21 protein-coding genes are annotated in these 18,261 nt (G+C 59.1%); 7 read left to right on the top strand and 14 right to left on the bottom strand.

From position 1 onward, the window contains the following. Nucleotides 1-29: 29 nt before the first annotated feature. On the bottom strand, nucleotides 30-1,139 hold the full coding sequence (locus PMI24_RS09380; RefSeq protein ID WP_007953187.1) for an ABC transporter ATP-binding protein: 1,110 nt from the start codon (nucleotides 1,137-1,139) through the stop codon (nucleotides 30-32). Continuing rightward, nucleotides 1,136-2,056 (bottom strand): ornithine carbamoyltransferase, encoded by a 921-nt coding sequence (gene argF, locus PMI24_RS09385; protein WP_045121707.1) that lies wholly within the window; start codon nucleotides 2,054-2,056, stop codon nucleotides 1,136-1,138. The genes PMI24_RS09380 and argF overlap by 4 nt, the downstream gene beginning before the upstream one ends. Before the next feature lie 406 nt (nucleotides 2,057-2,462). On the opposite strand from argF, the gene PMI24_RS09390 reads away from it, so the two are divergent. The 3 genes from PMI24_RS09390 to grxD all read left to right on the top strand — a co-directional run bounded on the left by PMI24_RS09390 (nucleotide 2,463) and on the right by grxD (nucleotide 5,427). Beyond that, the gene (locus PMI24_RS09390; protein ID WP_007953190.1) at nucleotides 2,463-2,753 is read left to right on the top strand and encodes a hypothetical protein; all 291 of its coding nucleotides are present in this window, start codon (nucleotides 2,463-2,465) and stop codon (nucleotides 2,751-2,753) included. A gap of 129 nt (nucleotides 2,754-2,882) precedes the next feature. Next, the gene (locus PMI24_RS09395) at nucleotides 2,883-4,988 is read left to right on the top strand and encodes a molybdopterin oxidoreductase family protein (RefSeq protein WP_007953191.1); all 2,106 of its coding nucleotides are present in this window, start codon (nucleotides 2,883-2,885) and stop codon (nucleotides 4,986-4,988) included. A gap of 97 nt (nucleotides 4,989-5,085) precedes the next feature. Further along, nucleotides 5,086-5,427: a Grx4 family monothiol glutaredoxin gene (gene grxD / locus PMI24_RS09400; protein WP_003227729.1), complete on the top strand. Its 342-nt coding sequence runs from the start codon at nucleotides 5,086-5,088 to the stop codon at nucleotides 5,425-5,427. Nucleotides 5,428-5,533: 106 nt separating this feature from the next. Here grxD and bfr read toward each other — a convergent pair whose 3' ends face one another. Continuing rightward, nucleotides 5,534-6,010 (bottom strand): bacterioferritin, encoded by a 477-nt coding sequence (gene bfr, locus PMI24_RS09405; protein WP_007953192.1) that lies wholly within the window; start codon nucleotides 6,008-6,010, stop codon nucleotides 5,534-5,536. A gap of 199 nt (nucleotides 6,011-6,209) precedes the next feature. Next, on the bottom strand, nucleotides 6,210-6,428 hold the full coding sequence (locus PMI24_RS09410) for a bacterioferritin-associated ferredoxin (RefSeq protein WP_007953193.1): 219 nt from the start codon (nucleotides 6,426-6,428) through the stop codon (nucleotides 6,210-6,212). A gap of 291 nt (nucleotides 6,429-6,719) precedes the next feature. On the opposite strand from PMI24_RS09410, the gene PMI24_RS09415 reads away from it, so the two are divergent. Beyond that, complete coding sequence (locus PMI24_RS09415; RefSeq protein WP_007953195.1) at nucleotides 6,720-7,322, top strand: peroxiredoxin; 603 nt, start codon at nucleotides 6,720-6,722, stop codon at nucleotides 7,320-7,322. A 74-nt stretch (nucleotides 7,323-7,396) separates the two neighbouring features. Here the strand turns inward: PMI24_RS09415 and rnt are convergent, their stop codons facing one another. Together rnt and pyrC are read right to left on the bottom strand one after the other, a co-directional pair. Continuing rightward, nucleotides 7,397-8,071: a ribonuclease T gene (gene rnt, locus PMI24_RS09420; protein WP_007953196.1), complete on the bottom strand. Its 675-nt coding sequence runs from the start codon at nucleotides 8,069-8,071 to the stop codon at nucleotides 7,397-7,399. Then, nucleotides 8,068-9,114 (bottom strand): dihydroorotase, encoded by a 1,047-nt coding sequence (pyrC, locus tag PMI24_RS09425; RefSeq protein ID WP_007953198.1) that lies wholly within the window; start codon nucleotides 9,112-9,114, stop codon nucleotides 8,068-8,070. The genes rnt and pyrC overlap by 4 nt, the downstream gene beginning before the upstream one ends. A gap of 160 nt (nucleotides 9,115-9,274) precedes the next feature. Between pyrC and PMI24_RS09430 the strand changes: the two genes are divergently transcribed. Both PMI24_RS09430 and PMI24_RS09435 read left to right on the top strand, forming a co-directional pair. Continuing rightward, nucleotides 9,275-10,183 carry a flagellar protein MotY gene (locus PMI24_RS09430; protein WP_007953200.1) on the top strand — a complete coding sequence of 303 codons (909 nt, stop codon included), beginning with the start codon at nucleotides 9,275-9,277 and terminating at the stop codon, nucleotides 10,181-10,183. Between the two features lie 129 nt (nucleotides 10,184-10,312). Further along, nucleotides 10,313-11,530: an argininosuccinate synthase gene (locus PMI24_RS09435; protein WP_007953201.1), complete on the top strand. Its 1,218-nt coding sequence runs from the start codon at nucleotides 10,313-10,315 to the stop codon at nucleotides 11,528-11,530. 161 nt (nucleotides 11,531-11,691) lie between these two features. On the opposite strand, the gene PMI24_RS09440 is transcribed toward PMI24_RS09435, so the two are convergent. After that, nucleotides 11,692-12,276, bottom strand: coding sequence for a hypothetical protein (locus tag PMI24_RS09440; protein ID WP_007953202.1), 585 nt, complete (start codon nucleotides 12,274-12,276; stop codon nucleotides 11,692-11,694). A gap of 404 nt (nucleotides 12,277-12,680) precedes the next feature. Here PMI24_RS09440 and PMI24_RS09445 point away from each other — a divergent pair, with 404 nt between their 5' ends. Then, the gene (locus PMI24_RS09445; protein WP_007953203.1) at nucleotides 12,681-13,307 is read left to right on the top strand and encodes a response regulator transcription factor; all 627 of its coding nucleotides are present in this window, start codon (nucleotides 12,681-12,683) and stop codon (nucleotides 13,305-13,307) included. Nucleotides 13,308-13,395: 88 nt separating this feature from the next. On the opposite strand, the gene PMI24_RS09450 is transcribed toward PMI24_RS09445, so the two are convergent. The 7 genes from PMI24_RS09450 to PMI24_RS09480 form a co-directional block, all read right to left on the bottom strand. After that, nucleotides 13,396-13,575 (bottom strand): PA3496 family putative envelope integrity protein, encoded by a 180-nt coding sequence (locus PMI24_RS09450; protein ID WP_007953204.1) that lies wholly within the window; start codon nucleotides 13,573-13,575, stop codon nucleotides 13,396-13,398. Nucleotides 13,576-13,682: 107 nt separating this feature from the next. Next, a complete protein-coding gene (gene nth / locus PMI24_RS09455) occupies nucleotides 13,683-14,321 on the bottom strand; it encodes an endonuclease III (RefSeq protein ID WP_007953205.1) in 639 nt (212 codons plus the stop codon). Further along, nucleotides 14,318-14,899 carry an Rnf-Nqr domain containing protein gene (locus PMI24_RS09460; RefSeq protein WP_007953206.1) on the bottom strand — a complete coding sequence of 194 codons (582 nt, stop codon included), beginning with the start codon at nucleotides 14,897-14,899 and terminating at the stop codon, nucleotides 14,318-14,320. The genes nth and PMI24_RS09460 overlap by 4 nt, the downstream gene beginning before the upstream one ends. Next, nucleotides 14,896-15,501 (bottom strand): RnfABCDGE type electron transport complex subunit G, encoded by a 606-nt coding sequence (locus PMI24_RS09465; protein ID WP_007953207.1) that lies wholly within the window; start codon nucleotides 15,499-15,501, stop codon nucleotides 14,896-14,898. The genes PMI24_RS09460 and PMI24_RS09465 overlap by 4 nt, the downstream gene beginning before the upstream one ends. Continuing rightward, on the bottom strand, nucleotides 15,498-16,481 hold the full coding sequence (locus PMI24_RS09470) for an RnfABCDGE type electron transport complex subunit D (RefSeq protein WP_007953208.1): 984 nt from the start codon (nucleotides 16,479-16,481) through the stop codon (nucleotides 15,498-15,500). The genes PMI24_RS09465 and PMI24_RS09470 overlap by 4 nt, the downstream gene beginning before the upstream one ends. Continuing rightward, on the bottom strand, nucleotides 16,468-17,682 hold the full coding sequence (gene rsxB / locus PMI24_RS09475; protein WP_007953210.1) for an electron transport complex subunit RsxB: 1,215 nt from the start codon (nucleotides 17,680-17,682) through the stop codon (nucleotides 16,468-16,470). Before rsxB ends, PMI24_RS09470 begins: the two co-directional genes overlap by 14 nt. Further along, a complete protein-coding gene (locus PMI24_RS09480) occupies nucleotides 17,679-18,248 on the bottom strand; it encodes an electron transport complex protein RnfA (protein WP_007953212.1) in 570 nt (189 codons plus the stop codon). The genes rsxB and PMI24_RS09480 overlap by 4 nt, the downstream gene beginning before the upstream one ends. Nucleotides 18,249-18,261: the final 13 nt, after the last annotated feature.

An 18,261-nucleotide genomic window follows, 5' to 3' on the forward strand; every position in this document is an offset into this window, starting at 1 on the left:
CTCAGGCTCCCTCATTGTTTGTGTGCAGATCAGTGCGCGGTGCTGTAACGGCGAACGCCGTTTTCCACCGCCGGAATCTGCGCAGCGGTGCTGCCGGAAGCCTGGAACAGCACCAGATGTTCCGCTGCCACCCGAATCCCGACGTCCGCACCCACCTGATGGTCGGCATGGCTCGGGAAGATCGATTCCAGCTGTGCGCCGGTCGGCAGTTGCAGGCGATACAGGGTCGATGCACCGAGGAAGGTCTTGCCGACGATCCGCGCTTTCAAAGCACTGTCCGGCGCGTAAACGATGTCGTCCGGACGCAGCAGCACATCCACCGCGCCACCGATCGGCCAGGTGTAGGCACGATTGCCGCGCAGCTCACCGAGTTCGGTTTGCACCGATTCCGGGCTGCCGAGCTGACCGCGAATGAAGTAACCCTGACCGATGAAGCTGGCCACAAACGGCGTCGCCGGCTCGTGATAGAGGTTGTACGGCGTGTCCCACTGCTCCAGCCGGCCTTCCTTGAACACGCCGACGTGATCGCTGACGGCGAAGGCTTCTTCCTGGTCGTGAGTCACCAGAATCGCACTGGTGCCACGAGCCTTGAGGATGTCGCGCACTTCGTGGCTGAGCTTGCGGCGCAACTCGCCATCGAGGTTGGAGAACGGCTCGTCGAGTAGCAGCAGTTGCGGCTCCGGCGCCAGGGCGCGGGCGAGGGCGACACGTTGTTGCTGGCCACCGGACAACTCGTGGGGGAAGCGTTTGCCGAGGTTCTTCAGGTTGACCAGTTCCAGCAGCTCTTCGGTGACGCGCTCTTTGTTCGGGTGCTTGCGGATGCCGAAGGCGATGTTGTCCGCGACACTCAGGTGCGGGAACAGCGCGTAGTCCTGGAACACCATGCCGATCCGGCGTTTTTCCGGGGCGAGGGTAAAACCGGCGCTGGAGATCACTTCACCGCCGAGAGAGATTTCCCCTTCGTGCACCGGTTCGAAACCGGCAATCGCACGCAGGGTGGTGGTCTTGCCGCAGCCAGAGGAGCCGAGCAGGCAACCGATGTCGCCGGCGTTGAGGTGCAGATTGAGGTTCTGCACCACACGTTGATCTTGATAACCGCAAGCGAGGTTGCGCAGGTTCAGCAGTAATTCATGGCTCATGCGTGGTGATATGCCGGTTCGACGAGGAACTCGAGCAGGGCCTTCTGTGCGTGGAGACGGTTTTCTGCCTGATCCCAGGCGACGGAGCGCGGGTCGTCAAGCAGGTCGAGGCTGATTTCTTCGCCGCGGTGGGCGGGCAGACAGTGCAGGAATAACACGTCCTCGGCCGCGAGGTCGAGCAGGGCACGGGTGACCTGGTACGGCGCGAACAGTTTGAGGCGCTTGGCGGTTTCCTCTTCCTGGCCCATGGAGGTCCAGACGTCGGTGCTCACCAGATGCGCGCCGCGCACGGCGTCTTTCGGATCGCGGACGATGGTCACGCGGTCACCGGCCTTGGCCACGAACTCAGGGTTTGGCTCATAGCCTTCCGGGCAGGCCACTCGCAACTGGAAGTCGAACTGGATCGCCGCTTCTATATAGCTGTTGCACATGTTGTTGCCGTCGCCGATCCAGGCCACGGTCTTGCCCTGGATCGAGCCGCGGTGTTCGAGGAAGGTCTGCATGTCGGCCAGCAACTGGCACGGATGCAGGTCATCGGACAGGCCGTTGATCACCGGCACGCGGGAGTTGGCAGCGAATTCGGTCAGGGTGCTGTGGGCAAAGGTACGGATCATCACCGCATCGAGCATGCTCGACATGACGATGGCGCAGTCGCCGATCGGCTCGCCACGGCCCAGCTGGGTGTCACGCGGCGACAGGAAGATCGCCTGGCCACCGAGCTGGATCATGCCGGCCTCGAAGGAGATCCGGGTACGGGTCGAGGATTTCTCGAAGATCATCCCCAGGACGCGGTTTTTCAGAGGCTCGAACAGTACGCCGCGGTTACGCAGGTCCTTGAGCTCAACGCCTCGACGGATCACGCTGACCAGCTCTTCGGGCGTGCAATCCATCAGGGAGAGAAAGTGCCTTGCGCTCATCATTGACTACCTTTTTGCTACAAACCGCAGATGCTCAAAGCCTTGTTTATCGGAACAACGGGCGAGACCTGCGGCGTAAGCCGCACGGGGGCGACGAAATAGGGGAAGGCGCGATATTGACACTAAATGTCGCGTTTTTCCAATAGGCTACGGTTTTTGCAGAAGTGCGCCGGGGTGATAACAGTGCGAACACTGTGATTTCCGGTCAGTTTTCGAGGGAGCAACGAGGCATTTGTACACTGGCCCCACCGGCCTTGGCAATCAGGCGCGGCGGGGATAGCACGGCTCTGGTCGGTTTGCGACCGTTGAGCCACCGGTTCGCTTGGTCGGATGCGCAGGTTGAAACATTTGCTAAAGCAAAGTGCTGGGTTATAAATAAATCACGAGCGACGCAGGAAGCCTCCGCATGGAATCGAAAGAAAAACTGTTAATGGAACTGCTGGGCCACACGGCACGCTCATTGACCCACCTCACCGCCTCGATGACCTCGATGTCTTTCGAACTGCTGCGCAGCGATGATGACGTGGTCAAGGCTGCCAGCCGACAGATGATCGACCGCATGGCGACCATCAGCGCCGGGCTCGACGAGCATTGGCGACTGATCGGCGAACTCACCGGCGTCCACGTCGCCCACGAGCAGATCGAGACCATCCAGGAAATCCAGCTGGCCGCACCGCCCCAACTTCCGGCGAACTGACGCGTCTATCGGCGGGCCTGATGGCCGCCGATTCACAAGACGAACGTCGCTGGCGCTGCACCGGGTCGCGGGCCATAGTTTTGTTCCCGCAGGTGTGATTGCCTGCCCAGAACAAGACAGAGACTGGCCATGACCAAGACTCTCCATCACCGTGCCTGCCACCTGTGTGAAGCCATCTGCGGCTTGACCATCGAAACCACTGAAACCGACGGCCAGGTGCAGATCACCTCGATCAAGGGCGATGCCATGGACACGTTCAGTCGTGGGCACATCTGCCCCAAGGCCGTGGCGCTGCAAGACATCCAGAACGATCCGGATCGCCTGCGCCAGCCGATGCGCCGGGTCGGCAGCGAATGGCTGCCCATCGAGTGGGACGAAGCGTTCGAGCTGGTCGCCGAAAAACTCTCGGCGATTCAGGAGCGTCATGGGCAGAACGCGGTCGCCGTGTATCAGGGCAACCCCAGCGTGCATAACTACGGGCTGATGACCCACAGCAATTACTTCCTTGGCCTGTTGAAAACCCGCAACCGCTATTCGGCGACATCGGTCGATCAACTGCCCCATCACCTGACCAGCTACCTGATGTACGGCCACGGCCTGCTGCTGCCGATTCCGGACATCGATCACACCGATTTCATGTTGATCCTGGGCGGTAATCCGCTGGCGTCCAACGGCAGCATCATGACCGTGCCGGATGTCGAGAAGCGTCTGAAGGCGATCCAGGCCCGAGGCGGCAAAGTGGTGGTGGTCGATCCACGGCGCAGCGAGACGGCGGCGATGGCCGATCAGCATTTGTTCGTGCGTCCCGGTGGCGATGCGGCGTTGTTGTTTGGTGTGCTCAATACGCTGTTCAGCGAAGGACTGACGTCTGACAGTCATTTGCCGGTGGACGGTCTGGATGAGGTTCGCACGGCGGTGGCGGGGTTCACTGCCGAAGCCATGAGCCCGTTGTGCGCGGTTCCTGCCGAACAGATCCGCCAGCTGGCCCGGGACTTCGCCGCTGCACCAAGTGCCGTTTGCTACGGCCGGATGGGGGTTTCCACTCAAGCCTTCGGCACGCTGTGTCATTGGGTTGTGCAGTTGATCAATCTGGTGACCGGCAATCTCGACCGCGTCGGTGGTGCACTGTGCACCGAGCCTGCGGTGGATCTTGTGGCCTCGACTTCGGGCGGGCACTTCAACAAATGGCAGAGCCGCGTGTCCGGGCGTCCTGAATACGGCGGCGAGTTGCCGGTTTCGGCGCTGGCTGAAGAAATGCTCACCGAAGGCGAGGGCCAGATTCGCGCGCTGATTACCGTGGCCGGCAATCCGGTGTTGTCCACGCCCAACGGCCGGCAATTGGAGCAGGCGCTGGACGGGCTGGAGTTCATGGTTAGCGTCGACCTGTATATCAACGAAACCACGCGCTATGCCGACCTGATCCTGCCGTCGACCTCGGCGCTGGAAAACGATCACTACGACACCACCTTCAACCTGTTCGCGGTGCGCAACGTCACCCGGTTCAACCGGGCAATCCTCGCCAAACCCGAAGGGGCGCTGCACGACTGGGAAATCTTCGTCGGGCTGGCCAAGGCCTTTGCCGCGAAGACCGGTAAAGAGCTGAAACCGACGATGCCGCCGGCGAAGATGATCGATATGGGGTTGCGCATGGGCTTGTATGGCGATGCGTCCGAGCACAAGTTGTCGCTGGCAACACTGTTCGATCATCCGCACGGGGTCGATCTTGGGGCGCTCAAACCCAACCTGACATCGCGATTGAAGAGCGCCAATCAACGAGTTCAGGCAGCGCCGCCGGAAATCCTCGCTGACCTGGCGCGTTTCGCCGCTTTGCAGGCGCCCGCCGCCGATGAGCTGTTGATGATCGGCCGCCGTCATGTGCGCAGCAACAATTCGTGGATGCACAATTATCATCGACTGGTGAAGGGCAAGCCGCGTCATCAGTTGCTGATGAATCCGGACGATCTCGCCAGTCGCGGGCTCAGTGATGGTCAGCTTGTGCGCGTGAGTTCGCGTGTCGGCCAGATTGAGGTCGAAGTGCTGGGCAGCGCGGACATGATGAAGGGCGTGGTCAGTCTGCCGCACGGATGGGGCCATGCCCGGCCGGGTGTGCAGATGGCGATTGCCAGCGGTCAGCCGGGTTCGAGCGCCAATGACCTGACCGATGAATGCCAGCTCGACGAGTTGTCAGGCAACGCGGCGCTCAATGGCGTGCCGGTGACGGTGGCGGCGGCGTGAGCAAGTCTGTCGGGGAGACCGAGCAGCGCGCTCGGGATTCCGTTACAATGCGCCACCGTGCCGACCCATGAGTCGGAAAGTTCAGCCGAGGTGCTCCATGGATATCATCGAAACGATTAAAGAGCAGATTGCCAACAACACCATTCTGCTTTACATGAAAGGCTCGCCGAATGCCCCGCAGTGTGGCTTCTCCGCGAAAGCTGCGCAGGCTGTGATGGGCTGTGGCGAGAAGTTCGCCTACGTCGACATCCTGCAGAACCCGGAAATCCGTGCCAATCTGCCGAAGTACGCCAACTGGCCGACTTTCCCGCAACTGTGGGTTGGCGGTGAACTGGTCGGCGGCAGCGACATCATGGCTGAAATGTTCGCCAACGGTGAGCTGCAGACTCTGGTCAAGGAAGCATCCGCCAAGGCTGCTGCGGCCAAGTCCGAAGCCTGATTGGCTTCTGCACGGATTTCGGCGAGTCTGAAGTCCGGGCAATAAAAAGCCCCGCCTCTCGAAAGAGGGCGGGGCTTTTTAGTGTCTCGAGTTTAGCGCTGGCTAATTACTCGTCTTCGCCCATCTGCGATTGCAGATAGTTCTCAAGACCGACTTTATCGATCAGGCCCAGTTGGGTTTCCAGCCAGTCGATATGTTCTTCCTCGGATTCAAGGATGTCTTCGAGCAGTTCGCGGCTGCCGAAGTCACCGACGGATTCGCAGTGGGCGATAGCGACCTTCAGGTCGGCATGGCCGGTCTTCTCGATACGCAGGTCGCACTCCAGCATTTCCTTGGTGTGCTCGCCGATGTGCAGCTTGCCCAGGTCCTGCACGTTCGGCAGGCCTTCGAGGAACAGGATGCGCTTGATCAGCTTGTCCGCGTGCTTCATCTCGTCGATGGATTCTTTGTACTCGTGCTTGCCGAGCTTGTTCAGGCCCCAATCTTCATACATGCGCGCATGCAGGAAGTACTGATTGATCGCGACCAGCTCATTGGCAAGGATCTTGTTGAGATGCTGGATGACTGTTACGTCGCCTTTCATGATGGGAGTCCTGCCCTAAGTAGCGGTATATAAGGCAGAGTTTGAGCTTGGTATTTATAAGTGTCAAACCTAAGTTATTGAATAATAAATGAAAATTAATCGGAATAAGAATGTTTGTGTTCCGCGTCTAGACGCTAAGCAGTTGATTTTCAGGCATAAAAAAACCGGACATAAGTCCGGTTCTTCGAATTCGGGATAATTACGCGGCGGTAAATTCTGCCGGGTAGGGGATCGCAGCCTGGGCGGTTTGCAGCTTGGTCAGGGTTTCGCGAACCACTTCCTTCGCCAGGCACGCACATTTGCCGCATTGGCTGGCTACGCCGGTGGCCTGACGGACTTCTTTATAGCTGCAGCAACCTTCATAGATCGCTTCGCGGATCTGTCCGTCGGTGACGCCAGTGCAGAGGCAAACATACATAAGTGAGAACCGTCGCTGGTTGTGACTCAATTGCGATGGATCTTAATGTTAACGAGAATGATTGTCAAAGTGCTTTCCCAGTGGTTTTCAGCGCCAACGCCTGTGACTGACGAACGGTGGTACATGGCCGGATGCCAGCCGGGATTTCGCGAAAAACCTTTAAGGACAGTCGAAAAACGCAGTGTATGATGGTCGGCCCTTGCGAAGGGGGTTCGTGTCACAGGGCTGTCGCCTGAGGGTGGCAGGCTGGCCCGAACCCTGAACTTCAAGTTTCTACACCAGGAGATATCAATGAGCGTACTCGTAGGCAAACAAGCCCCTGACTTCACCGTCCCGGCCGTACTCGGCAATGGCGAGATCGTTGACAGCTTCACCCTGTCCTCGGCCATCAAAGGCAAATACGGCCTGGTGTTCTTCTACCCGCTGGACTTCACCTTCGTCTGCCCGTCCGAGCTGATCGCTCTGGACAACCGCATGGCCGACTTCAAGGCACGCAACGTAGAAGTGATCGCCGTGTCGATCGACTCGCACTTCACCCACAACGCCTGGCGCAACACCCCGGTCAACAATGGCGGCATCGGTCAGGTGAAATACACCATGGCTGCCGACATGAAGCACGACATCGCCAAGGCCTACGACGTTGAGTCCGAAGGCGGCGTGGCTTTCCGTGGCGCGTTCCTGATCGACGACAAAGGCGTTGTCCGCTCGCAGATCGTCAACGACCTGCCGCTGGGCCGTAACATGGAAGAGCTGATCCGTCTGGTCGACGCTCTGCAATTCCACGAAGAGCACGGCGAAGTCTGCCCTGCCAACTGGAAAAAAGGCGACAAAGGCATGAACGCTTCGCCAGAAGGCGTTGCGGCTTACCTGACCGAGAACGCTGCTGCCCTGTAAGGCGCAACGTCGAGGTACAAAAAAACCGGCCCACGTGGCCGGTTTTTTCATGCTCGGAAGAAACCCGACGAGGATCAGTCGTCGAAGTCTTCCCAGCCGCCCATCTGTTTCCAGCGGTTGACGATGCCGCAGAACAGCTCGGCCGTCTTCTCGGTGTCGTAACGCGCCGAATGCGCTTCACGGCCGTCGAAGTCGATGTCGGCTGCCTGACAGGCCTTGGCCAATACGGTTTGGCCGTAAGCCAGACCGGCGAGGGTCGCGGTGTCGAAGCTGGAGAACGGGTGGAACGGATTGCGCTTCATGTCCAGCCGCGCGACGGCAGCATTGAGGAAGCCCAGGTCGAAGCTGCTGTTGTGGCCGACCAGGATCGCCCGCTTGCAGCCGTTGGCCTTCAAGGCCTTGCGCACGCCACGGAAGATGTCGGTCAGGGCCGTCTCTTCGCTGACGGCCATGCGCAACGGGTGATCGAGCTTGATCCCGGTGAACTCCAGTGCCGCCGCTTCAACGTTGGCGCCTTCGAACGGCTCGACGCGGAAGAAGTAAGTGTGATCCGGGTAGACAAAACCCTTTTCATCCATGGCGATGGTGGTCGCGGCAATCTCCAGCAGAGCGTCGGTGGCCGAGTTGAAGCCACCGGTTTCTACGTCGACGACAACCGGCAGGTAGCCGCGAAAGCGTGCTGCCATTGGATGGCGCGAACCGCCGCCACCTTGACCGTCCAGTTCGTCGTCGAAATGGTCTTCACTCACGCGTGTTCCTCCAGCAGGCGCCAGCGCAGTTTTTCACCGGCGCGCAGCGGGATAACGGTCAGCTCGCCGAAAGGCAGGCTGGTCGGGGCGGTCCATTCGTCACGAACCAGGGTGATGCGATCGGTGTTCGCCGGCAGGTCGTAGAAACGCGGGCCGTTGAGGCTGGCGAACGCTTCGAGCTTGTCCAGCGCGTTGCGCTGTTCAAAGGCTTCGGCATACAGCTCGATGGCGGCGTACGCGGTGTAGCAGCCGGCGCAGCCGCAGGCGGCTTCCTTGGCGTGCTGGGCGTGCGGCGCCGAGTCGGTACCGAGGAAGAACTTCGCGCTGCCACTGGTGGCGGCGTCGAGCAGGGCTTCCTGGTGCGTGTTGCGCTTGAGGATCGGCAGGCAGTAGAAGTGCGGCCGAATCCCGCCCACCAGCATGTGGTTGCGGTTGTAGAGCAGGTGATGCGCGGTGATGGTCGCGCCGACGTTGGCCGAAGCCTCGTTGACGAACTGCACGGCATCACCGGTGGTGATGTGTTCGAACACCACTTTCAGCGTCGGGAACCGCTCGACCACGCGGCGCATGTGCTCGTCGATGAAGATTTTTTCGCGGTCGAACACGTCGACGTCGCCACGGGTGACTTCACCGTGGATCAACAGCGGCATGCCGACTTCGGCCATGGCTTCCAGCGCCGGGAAAATCTTGTCGATGCTGGTGACCCCGGAATCGGAGTTGGTGGTGGCGCCGGCCGGGTACAGCTTGGCGGCGTGCACGAAACCGCTGGCCTTGGCCTCACGGATTTCTTCGGGCTGGGTGCGGTCGGTGAGGTACAGCACCATCAGCGGCTCGAAACGACTGCCGGCCGGGCGGGCAGCGAGAATCCGCTGGCGATAGCCGTCGGCTTCAGCGGCGTTGCGCACCGGAGGTACCAGGTTGGGCATGATGATGGCGCGACCAAAGGTACGCGCGACATCCGCAACGGTATTGGTCAACACGGCACCATCGCGAAGATGAATGTGCCAGTCGTCGGGACGCAGCAGGGTCAGGCGGTCGGACATGAGGGGATTCCAGGCGGGTCAAACTGAGGCGAATGCTACCGGAAAAGACTCTTGCAGGCACTCGCTATCAAGTTTTGCGACGAGCGTCCGATATCCCATAGGTATGCCGTAAAGATGTATGTCTCGGTCTTTTTTGTTGTAGAAGCCAATGGAGCCTCCCGTGCGCCAGCGATATTTAGCCTTGCTCAGTGTGTTTGCCAGCCTTCCAGCGATGGCACTGACCTACCAGACCCGTCTGGAGAACATTGAGTGGACGGTCGAGGGCGACAAGTTCGAGTGCCGCCTGACGCAGCCGATCACCGACTTCGGCTCGGGGCAATTCGTGCGCAAGGCCGGCGAGCAGGCGACCTTTCGCCTGAACGCCTACAACGCCATGCTCGGTGGCGGGTCGGCAACCTTGCTGGCGGCGGCGGCGCCGTGGCAGCCGGGACGTGGCGACATCAACCTGGGCACGGTTCGACTGGGCAGCGGCAACGTGCTGTTCAACAGTTCTCAGTCCCAGGCCGGGCAACTGATCAGCGGGCTGATGGACGGTCGCAGCCCGGTGGTACGCCGGGCATCGGGCGATGGTCGGGTGTCGGAAGTGCGCCTGTTGCCGGTCAAGTTCAGCAAGGCGTTCAACGACTATCAGACCTGCGTGGCGAAACTGCTCCCGCAGAATTTCGATCAGGTCAAACAATCGCAGATCGGCTTCCCCGGCGAGGGCATTGAACTGGACGCCGCCGCCAAGGCCAAGCTGCAAGTGATGCTCGAGTACATGAAGGCCGATCCGACGGTCAATCACATCGAACTCGACGGCCACTCCGACAACAGCGGCAATCGCCTGACCAATCGCGAACTGTCGCGTCGCCGCGCACTGGCCGTGGTCGACTTCTTCAAGGCCAACGGCATCCAGGAATCGCAGATCACCGTGCGCTTCCATGGCGAACGTTATCCGTTGGTGCCGAACACCAATGCCGCCAATCGGGCCAAGAACCGTCGGGTCAACGTGCACCTGGCGCGGGTGGCACCGACGACTGCTCCGGCACCTCAGGCCAGCACGCCTGCCAACACTGCGGCGACTTCCTGACCTGCCGGTCATCGTCGCCCTCTCGACAGATTCTGTCGCTTTGTCGTCTTAAGCTGTCGCGCCTCTGTAAATTATCGCGTTTGAGCGGTAGACTCTTCGGCTTTCCGTAGAACCCCGTGGAGTGATGGCATGGCGGACGTAAACAAGGTCGTTCTGGCGTATTCCGGCGGCCTGGACACTTCGGTGATCCTCAAGTGGCTGCAGGATACTTATAACTGTGAAGTCGTGACCTTCACCGCTGACCTGGGTCAGGGCGAAGAAGTCGAGCCGGCTCGCGCCAAGGCGCAGGCCATGGGCGTCAAAGAAATCTACATCGACGACCTGCGCGAAGAATTCGTGCGTGACTTCGTGTTCCCGATGTTCCGCGCCAACACCGTTTACGAAGGCGAGTACCTGCTGGGTACTTCCATCGCACGTCCGCTGATCGCCAAGCGTCTGATCGAAATCGCCAACGAAACCGGCGCCGACGCCATTTCCCACGGCGCGACCGGCAAGGGCAACGACCAGGTCCGTTTCGAACTGGGTGCCTACGCACTCAAGCCAGGCGTGAAAGTGATCGCCCCTTGGCGCGAGTGGGACCTGCTGTCCCGCGAGAAACTGATGGACTACGCCGAGAAGCACGCGATCCCGATCGAGCGTCACGGCAAGAAGAAATCCCCGTACTCGATGGACGCCAACCTGCTGCACATCTCCTATGAAGGCGGCGTGCTGGAAGACACCTGGACCGAGCACGAAGAAGACATGTGGCGCTGGACCGTCTCCCCGGAGAAGGCTCCCGACACCCCGCAGTACCTGGAACTGACCTACCGCAACGGCGACATCGTCGCGCTGGACGGCGTTGAAATGACCCCGGCCACCGTGCTGGCGACGCTGAACAAGATCGGTGGCGAGCACGGCATCGGCCGTCTGGACATCGTCGAGAACCGTTACGTCGGCATGAAATCCCGTGGCTGCTACGAAACCCCGGGTGGCACCATCATGCTGCGCGCTCACCGCGCCATCGAATCGATTACCCTGGACCGCGAAGTCGCTCACCTCAAAGACGAGCTGATGCCGAAGTACGCCAGCCTGATCTACACCGGTTACTGGTGGAGCCCTGAGCGTCTGATGCTGCAACAGATGATCGACGCCTCCCAGGTCAACGTGAACGGCGTCGTGCGCCTGAAGCTGTACAAGGGCAACGTGATCGTGACCGGCCGCAAGTCCGACGATTCGCTGTTCGACGCCAACATCGCGACCTTCGAAGAAGACGGCGGGGCCTACAACCAGGCCGACGCGGCGGGCTTCATCAAGCTCAACGCGCTGCGCATGCGCATTGCTGCCAACAAGGGCCGCAAGCTGTTCTGAGTCCTTCGGGCCTGATGTGAAAAAACGGCCTTGTCGTAGTGACAAGGCCGTTTTTTTTGATTTTCCCTCCTTTGGATTGATCGTTATCGGTCAACGCTCCTGTCTCCTTCAACTGCGCATCGTGCATTGCATGGGGCTCTTGTTCCGCATTTTATTCTCTTTCAAATCTTTCCCAATACGCATGTGTTCAACGAATGAGTGTCGTAAATAATACAGAACGTTGCTCTTTGGCTGTGTTTGTCTTGTTTGGTCAAGGTGTCGATGTGTTCTTTGAGTAAAATATCTGACACTGAATCGGTTAAGAACAGGAATAATCTCGGCGAATGCTTGTTTGGATGTAGGACTTTTTCCAATAGCTCCTCTATTTCCGGTTCGGTATGTGCCTTTCGAATGTCGATGATATACATCCGGTTTACCGGTTTTGGCAATTTTATAGTGTTCGGTTCGATGTTCGATGACGCAGGGGTTACCTCGGTGGCAGGTATGCTTTCCTCTTCGAAAGCCTTGAGAAAGTTTTTGTCATTGTCGAAGTCGGAAGGCGCATAGAGAGAGCGGTAATTGAAGTTTAGTGTGATGAAGAACAAAAACAAGAGATAGAACGGAAAGCTGATCAGAAACCAGATATAGATCTCCCGCTCATCATTGTCGAGGAAGGGCAGGGAGACCGCAGCGGAAGTCTCCGATATAAAGGCGAAGATGGCAATAACGGTGATGGGGTTGGGGATCTTCCTGTTGATTTTTAGCATGGTCTTTACTCATGAATGGTCTTTCTCGTCGTCTGGGTTGGATTGATTGGTCGTGTTTAAGTTGTCGGGTAAACAGGGCTGTCGGTGTCTGGTGTTTATATTAAATTTCGGGGGTGCGATATATGTAAGTTGTTTCAGTTGTTTTTAATGTCTGGTCGTTGATCTTTGTTTCGGAGTTTTTTCAGTCTGTCGTGAAGGCTCTGAAGGAGGGCGTGGCAGACGCCGAACTTCCCGATGTGAATTCATGATTTTCTGTAAGTGAGTCTTTTCTGTAGGAATAATCTTTATTGCCTGTAGGAGGCGTCTCTCGGTGCTGGTGCAGAGGAACTTATCCATGCCATGGGTGAAATGACTACGTTATTGTGCCGGTTCTAAAAATTCGAACAGCGAAACTGGACTTGCCCATGAATAAAGTGCTGATCGTGGATGATCACCCCGTCATTCGTCTTGCGGTACGTATGCTGATGGAACGTCATGGCTACGAAGTCATTGCAGAAACCGATAATGGCGTGGATGCGTTACAACTGGCTCGTGACCAGATGCCGGATATCGTCATTCTGGATATCGGCATACCGAAACTGGATGGACTGGAAGTCATTGCGCGTCTTACGACAAGTGCGATGCCGTTGAAAGTGCTCGTGCTGACATCCCAGTCACCGGGACATTTTTCCATGCGCTGCATGCAATCGGGGGCGGCGGGATATGTTTGCAAGCAACAGGATCTGACGGAGTTGCTGAGTGCAATCAAAGCGGTACTGTCCGGATACAGCTACTTCCCGAACCAGGCGTTGCACACCGTGCGGACCAGTCTTGGTAACGCCAGCGAAGCAGACATGGTTGATCGTCTGTCCGGGCGTGAAATGATGGTGTTGCAGCAATTGGCGCGCGGCAAGACCAACAAGGAAATTGCCGACGGTATGTTCCTCAGCAACAAGACCGTGAGCACTTACAAGACCCGGTTGTTATTGAAGCTCAACGCGCGCTCGCTGGTGGATCTGATCGAACTGGCGCAGCGAAACGGCCTGGTTTGAGGTTTTTAGTGGCTGACGGATCATGGGCGGATCGGAATCAGCGTGTGACAGAAAGAGAAAAGCCTCCGTTTCGGGAGGCTTTCAAATGTCAGAGATCAAAATCGTAATCGGCCAATTGCTTTTGCAGTCGGCGCTCCTCAAGCAGGTTGTCGATGGTTCGGCGTTTGCTCAAGTTGGTCTTGGCGACTTCAACCACAGGTTCGGCATCATCGGCCTCCGTGGCGATAAAGTCGTCATCCGCTTCCAATTGCTCTTTGCTGGTGCTCATAAGGTCAACTCCAGGCTAAGACTGCCTTTGGCGCTCCTTATATCGATATTCCAGCAGATGGTAAAAAAGATTTTTTCAATCGATAAATCAATAAAACCAATAGCGGCTCAATCGTCAGAAGTTTTGTGCTTGTAATCGCACAGGTCTTCGATCCGACAGCTGCCACAACGGGGTTTGCGTGCCAGACACACGTAACGCCCGTGAAGAATGAGCCAGTGGTGCGAGTCGAGCAGATATTCCTTTGGCACAAACTTCATCAGCTTCTTTTCCACCTCGACCACGTTTTTACCCGGTGCAATGCCGGTGCGGTTGCTGACCCGGAAGATGTGGGTGTCCACGGCCATGGTCAATTGGCGGAACGCGGTGTTGAGCACGACGTTGGCGGTCTTGCGGCCAACGCCGGGCAAGGCTTCCAGTTCTTCGCGCGTCTGCGGCACTTCGCCGTTGTGCAACTCGACCAGCAGGCGGCAGGTCTCGATCACGTTTTTGGCCTTGCTGTTATAGAGGCCGATGGTCTTGATGTACTCGGACAACCCTTCGACGCCCAAGGCGTGAATGGCCGCCGGCGTGTTCGCCACCGGGAACAGCTTCGCCGTCGCCTTGTTCACCCCGACGTCCGTGGATTGCGCGGACAGAATCACCGCAATCAACAGTTCGAAAGGCGAGGAGTAGGCCAGTTCGGTCTTGGGCTCGGGGTTGTCCTCGTGAAGCCTGCGGAAGATCTCCAGACGTTTTGCGGCATTCATGGGTGATGCGTTTCCTCGGGTAGGTCGCAGGGGCGAGTCCAGGCCTGACGGGCGGCCAGTAACAGTCCAAGCAATAGGAAGGCGCCGGGCGCCAGCGTCGCGAAATGCAGGCCCTCGCTGAACAGAATCAAACCTTGCCAGTGTGCCGACAAATGATGGCCGATGCTGCCCTGACCGATCAGCTCACGCAACACTGCGAGCACAATCATCAGCACGGCAAACAGGCCGCACAGTTTCAGCCGTTTACGAATAGGCTGGCGAAAAAATCCATTGCGCTCCAGCACGATGCACTGCAAGCCGATCAGCCCGGCATAAAGACTGATCAGTTGGTGCCACTGCAGCGCACTGCGTTGCAGAACAATATCGGCGCAGCCCGCCAAGGTCGCGGCCAGCATCAGGCTGACCGGCAACAGGCTCTCGCTGCTCAGGCGCGAGCGCAGCGGTGTCATGCAAAAACCGTAAACGCCCACGACAACGACGAACATCAAAAAAATCGCCAGCGCACCCGCCACAGAGTCGGTGGCACCGATCAACAGCACCAGCATCATCGAGTTCGACAGAGTCGCTGACGTATTCATGGCGCGCTCCCGAGTAAGGTCGTCCGGTGTTCATCGAAATAACGCAGGGCATCGTGGATGGCATTGATCGCCGCGCGAGACGTAATGGTTGCGCCCGCGATCTGGTCGAATTGCCCCTGATCCTTCTTCAAGGCCCATCCGGCATCCGTCGGTTGGTTGCTCGATTTTCCGCTAAAGGTCTGCAACCAGCTATTTGGCCAGTCGCCGATATGCCCACCCAGCGAAGGTGTTTCGTTTTGCTCGAGGGTTTTGACACCGAGCAATCGGCCGTTGGCGTCGATGGCAATCAGCAACTCGATATTCCCGGCATAACCTTGGGTCCGGCTGCGCAACAGCACCGCTAGAGGTTGGCCGCTTTTGCTCGCCCGATAACCGCCCAGCAACAGACTGTGGCTCAGGTTGATGTCGGTCAGCGTCAGAGGTTGTTCAAGCGGCAGATTGTCGTAACTGTCGGCCGGCAGCACGTCCAACAGCTTGCGACTTTCAAGCAGACGCTGTTCGGCGGCGATCTGCGGCGCGTTGCTGCGCTGGAACAGCCACGTCACGCCGATGCCCAGCGCGGTAATCAACACCAGTGTGATCAGACTGTTGGTCCGGTTCATGGCGCCACCTGCGCCTGACGGGCCACCGCGAAGCGCTCCAGCGCCGGCACGCACAGATTCATCAACAGCACCGCAAATGCCACACCGTCGGGGTAACCGCCCCAGGTGCGAATCACGTAAGTCAGCAACCCCACACCGACACCGAACAGCAGGCGGGCGAGCGGGCTTTTTGCCCCCGACACCGGTTCAGTGACGATGAAAAATGCCCCCAGCATCGTCGCGCCGCTCAGCAAGTGAAACAGTGGCGAGCCGTTGGAGTCGGATCCCGAACCGTTCCAGCACAACAGGCTGATCACGAACAGGCTGGCGAGCATGCCGACCGGTGCATGCCAGCCAAACACCCGACGTTGCAACAGGAACAACCCACCGGCGAGGAACGCCAGGTTCACCCATTCAACGCCGTGGCCGCCGTAGCGACCGAATGCCGGATTGCCGGCAAACAGTTCGTCCATGGTCAGGCTTTTATTGATGCGCAGACTGTCCAGCGCAGTGGCCTGAACCCAGGCGTCCGGCTGCGCGCCCAGATTGAACACCTGGCCAAAAGCCGACGTCAGATCCATGCCATGGCCCGGCCAATGAGTCATCGGTTGCGGGAACATCACCATCGCCAAGGCAAAGCCGAGCATGGCCGGATTGAACGGATTTCGGCCAACACCACCGTACAAATGTTTGCCCAGCAGCAGGCCGGAGGTGATAGCCGTGACCGTCAGCCACCACGGGCAATAAGGTGGTAAGGCGATTGCCAGCAGCGTGGCGCTAACCACCGCGCTGCCATCGGTCAAGGTGGCCTGCAGAGGTTGCCGACGCATAAGAGTCGCGGCGGCTTCAACGCCCAAAGCCGTGACGACGGACAGGATCAGGTTGATCAACACGCCCCAACCGTAAAACCAGAACAACGCCAGCAACCCCGGCAATGTCGCCAGCAAAACCAGCTTCATTGCCTGTTGCAGGCGCTCGTCTCTGGTTTCAATGGATGACATGGGCTTGTACCTGCCGCTCTGCTTCTTGCAGGCGGGCGCGGGCCTTTTCGAGGATATCGGCGGGCGTGCCGTCGCGCCGTTGCAGTTTGTTCAGGTCGGCGCGAGCGTAGGCCAGTTCGGTTTTCAGCTGGCGCAGCTGGTCGTCGATCGGACGTTTCTCGACACGCACAAGCTCCGGCGCCGGTTGATCGCTGGCGGCTTCGGCGCTGTGCAGCGCCTGTTCGGCGTCACGCAGCGCTTGCTCCAGTAAGGCGATCTCGGCTGGCGGGGCTTCTGCGGTTTGCGCCTTTTTCAGCTCGGCGCGGCGCATCGCCAACTGGATTTTCGCCCGTTTCAGATCGGCGTCCTTTGCCGGCGCGGCTATGACTGGTGCAGGCGCTGCGCTGCTTTCCAGCTTCGCCAGTGCCTGTTCGGCCGCTTCGAACTGCTGTTGCAGGGCGATCAGCTGCGATTGCTGCTCGAAGGTCGGCGGATGACCGAATGCCTTGAGCGACTTGTTCAATTGCGCCCGGCTCATGGCCACGTCGATCTTGGCTTTTTTCAGCGCGGCATCGGCGGTGGCGGCTTTTTGTGCGCGCACCCGTTCGAGCGCCGCCTGCACCGGATCCAGCGTGGTGGCGGCGACTTCGACCTGTGCCGCGCGCTGCGCCCGGGCTTCGCGTTCGGCCTGCTTCTGCTGTTCTTCGCGTTGCAGGCGAGCATTGCGCCGTTCGAAGCGCTGACGGGCGTGATCGCGTTTGGCCGTGCGGGCCTGCTGTTCTTCAAGGCTGGTGGCCAGGCCACCCACTACCGGTAGCGTACCCAAAGGCAGCGGATGCATCTCGATGCAGTCGACCGGGCAGGGCGCCACGCACAGATCGCAACCGGTGCATTCGTCGATGATGACCGTGTGCATCAGTTTTGCCGCGCCGACGATGGCGTCGATCGGGCAGGCCTGAATGCATTTGGTGCAGCCGATGCATTCGGCTTCGCGGATGTAGGCCACTTGCGGCGGCGCCGAACCGCGGCTGATGTCCAGCTCCAGCACCGGGATTTTCAACAGTTCGGCCAGCGCCGCGATGGTTTCGTCGCCACCCGGCGGGCACTTGTTGATCGGCTCGCCGTCGGCAATACCTTCGGCGTAGGGTTTGCATCCGGGATGGCCGCACTTGCCGCATTGGGTCTGCGGCAGCAGGGCATCGATGCGTTGAATCAGACTCATGTTTTGATCAGTCCACTGAATCCGAGAAAAGCCACGGCCATCAGTCCGGCGCCGATCAACAGGATCGGCAAGCCACGAAAGGGCAGGGGAATATCGTTGTCGGCCGTGCGCTCACGCAAATCGCTGAACAGGCTCAACACCAGCCAGAAACCCAGACCGGCGCCAAGGCTCAGCGCAATCGCATGAAACAGGCCTTTGTCCGCTTGCGCGTTGATCAGCGTCAGCCCCAGCACACCGGCATTGCCCAGCAACAGCGGCCACAAGCCATCGAATGGCAGCGTGGGCCGCCAATGCGCCAACAGCTTCAGCAACGGCGTGATCAGCAGGACGCTCAACGGCAGAAACACAAACAGCCGCAGGAACTCCAGTTGCAACGGCACCAGCAGCCAATGCCAGATCGCGTAACCCGCCACACCGACAATCAGCATCAGACACAACGTTGCCAGTCCCAGCGCATGCACCTGACGGCGTTCGCCCGCCAGCAGCGGATCGACGCCCAGCGGCCAGTGCAACACGAAGTTGTTGATCAGCGCAGCACTGAAGAGCGTAAGCACGAGTTCGGTCATGGTTCTGCCGGCA

Source organism: Pseudomonas sp. GM25 (assembly GCF_000282255.1).
GTDB classification, from domain to species: domain Bacteria; phylum Pseudomonadota; class Gammaproteobacteria; order Pseudomonadales; family Pseudomonadaceae; genus Aquipseudomonas; species Aquipseudomonas aphyarum.

What these genes read in the sequence shown, in the direction of transcription:
- PMI24_RS09380 (WP_007953187.1), bottom strand. Translation starts at nt 1,139, where the DNA reads ATGAGCCATGAATTACTGCTGAACCTGCGCAACCTCGCTTGCGGTTAT.
- rsxB (WP_007953210.1), bottom strand. Translation starts at nt 17,682, where the DNA reads ATGAGTCTGATTCAACGCATCGATGCCCTGCTGCCGCAGACCCAATGC.
- PMI24_RS09480 (WP_007953212.1), bottom strand. Translation starts at nt 18,248, where the DNA reads ATGACCGAACTCGTGCTTACGCTCTTCAGTGCTGCGCTGATCAACAAC.
- PMI24_RS09415 (WP_007953195.1), top strand. Translation starts at nt 6,720, where the DNA reads ATGAGCGTACTCGTAGGCAAACAAGCCCCTGACTTCACCGTCCCGGCC.
- PMI24_RS09470 (WP_007953208.1), bottom strand. Translation starts at nt 16,481, where the DNA reads ATGTCATCCATTGAAACCAGAGACGAGCGCCTGCAACAGGCAATGAAG.
- PMI24_RS09450 (WP_007953204.1), bottom strand. Translation starts at nt 13,575, where the DNA reads ATGAGCACCAGCAAAGAGCAATTGGAAGCGGATGACGACTTTATCGCC.
- nth (WP_007953205.1), bottom strand. Translation starts at nt 14,321, where the DNA reads ATGAATGCCGCAAAACGTCTGGAGATCTTCCGCAGGCTTCACGAGGAC.
- PMI24_RS09445 (WP_007953203.1), top strand. Translation starts at nt 12,681, where the DNA reads ATGAATAAAGTGCTGATCGTGGATGATCACCCCGTCATTCGTCTTGCG.
- pyrC (WP_007953198.1), bottom strand. Translation starts at nt 9,114, where the DNA reads ATGTCCGACCGCCTGACCCTGCTGCGTCCCGACGACTGGCACATTCAT.
- PMI24_RS09410 (WP_007953193.1), bottom strand. Translation starts at nt 6,428, where the DNA reads ATGTATGTTTGCCTCTGCACTGGCGTCACCGACGGACAGATCCGCGAA.
- bfr (WP_007953192.1), bottom strand. Translation starts at nt 6,010, where the DNA reads ATGAAAGGCGACGTAACAGTCATCCAGCATCTCAACAAGATCCTTGCC.
- PMI24_RS09435 (WP_007953201.1), top strand. Translation starts at nt 10,313, where the DNA reads ATGGCGGACGTAAACAAGGTCGTTCTGGCGTATTCCGGCGGCCTGGAC.
- PMI24_RS09460 (WP_007953206.1), bottom strand. Translation starts at nt 14,899, where the DNA reads ATGAATACGTCAGCGACTCTGTCGAACTCGATGATGCTGGTGCTGTTG.
- PMI24_RS09395 (WP_007953191.1), top strand. Translation starts at nt 2,883, where the DNA reads ATGACCAAGACTCTCCATCACCGTGCCTGCCACCTGTGTGAAGCCATC.
- grxD (WP_003227729.1), top strand. Translation starts at nt 5,086, where the DNA reads ATGGATATCATCGAAACGATTAAAGAGCAGATTGCCAACAACACCATT.
- PMI24_RS09390 (WP_007953190.1), top strand. Translation starts at nt 2,463, where the DNA reads ATGGAATCGAAAGAAAAACTGTTAATGGAACTGCTGGGCCACACGGCA.
- PMI24_RS09440 (WP_007953202.1), bottom strand. Translation starts at nt 12,276, where the DNA reads ATGCTAAAAATCAACAGGAAGATCCCCAACCCCATCACCGTTATTGCC.
- PMI24_RS09465 (WP_007953207.1), bottom strand. Translation starts at nt 15,501, where the DNA reads ATGAACCGGACCAACAGTCTGATCACACTGGTGTTGATTACCGCGCTG.
- argF (WP_045121707.1), bottom strand. Translation starts at nt 2,056, where the DNA reads ATGAGCGCAAGGCACTTTCTCTCCCTGATGGATTGCACGCCCGAAGAG.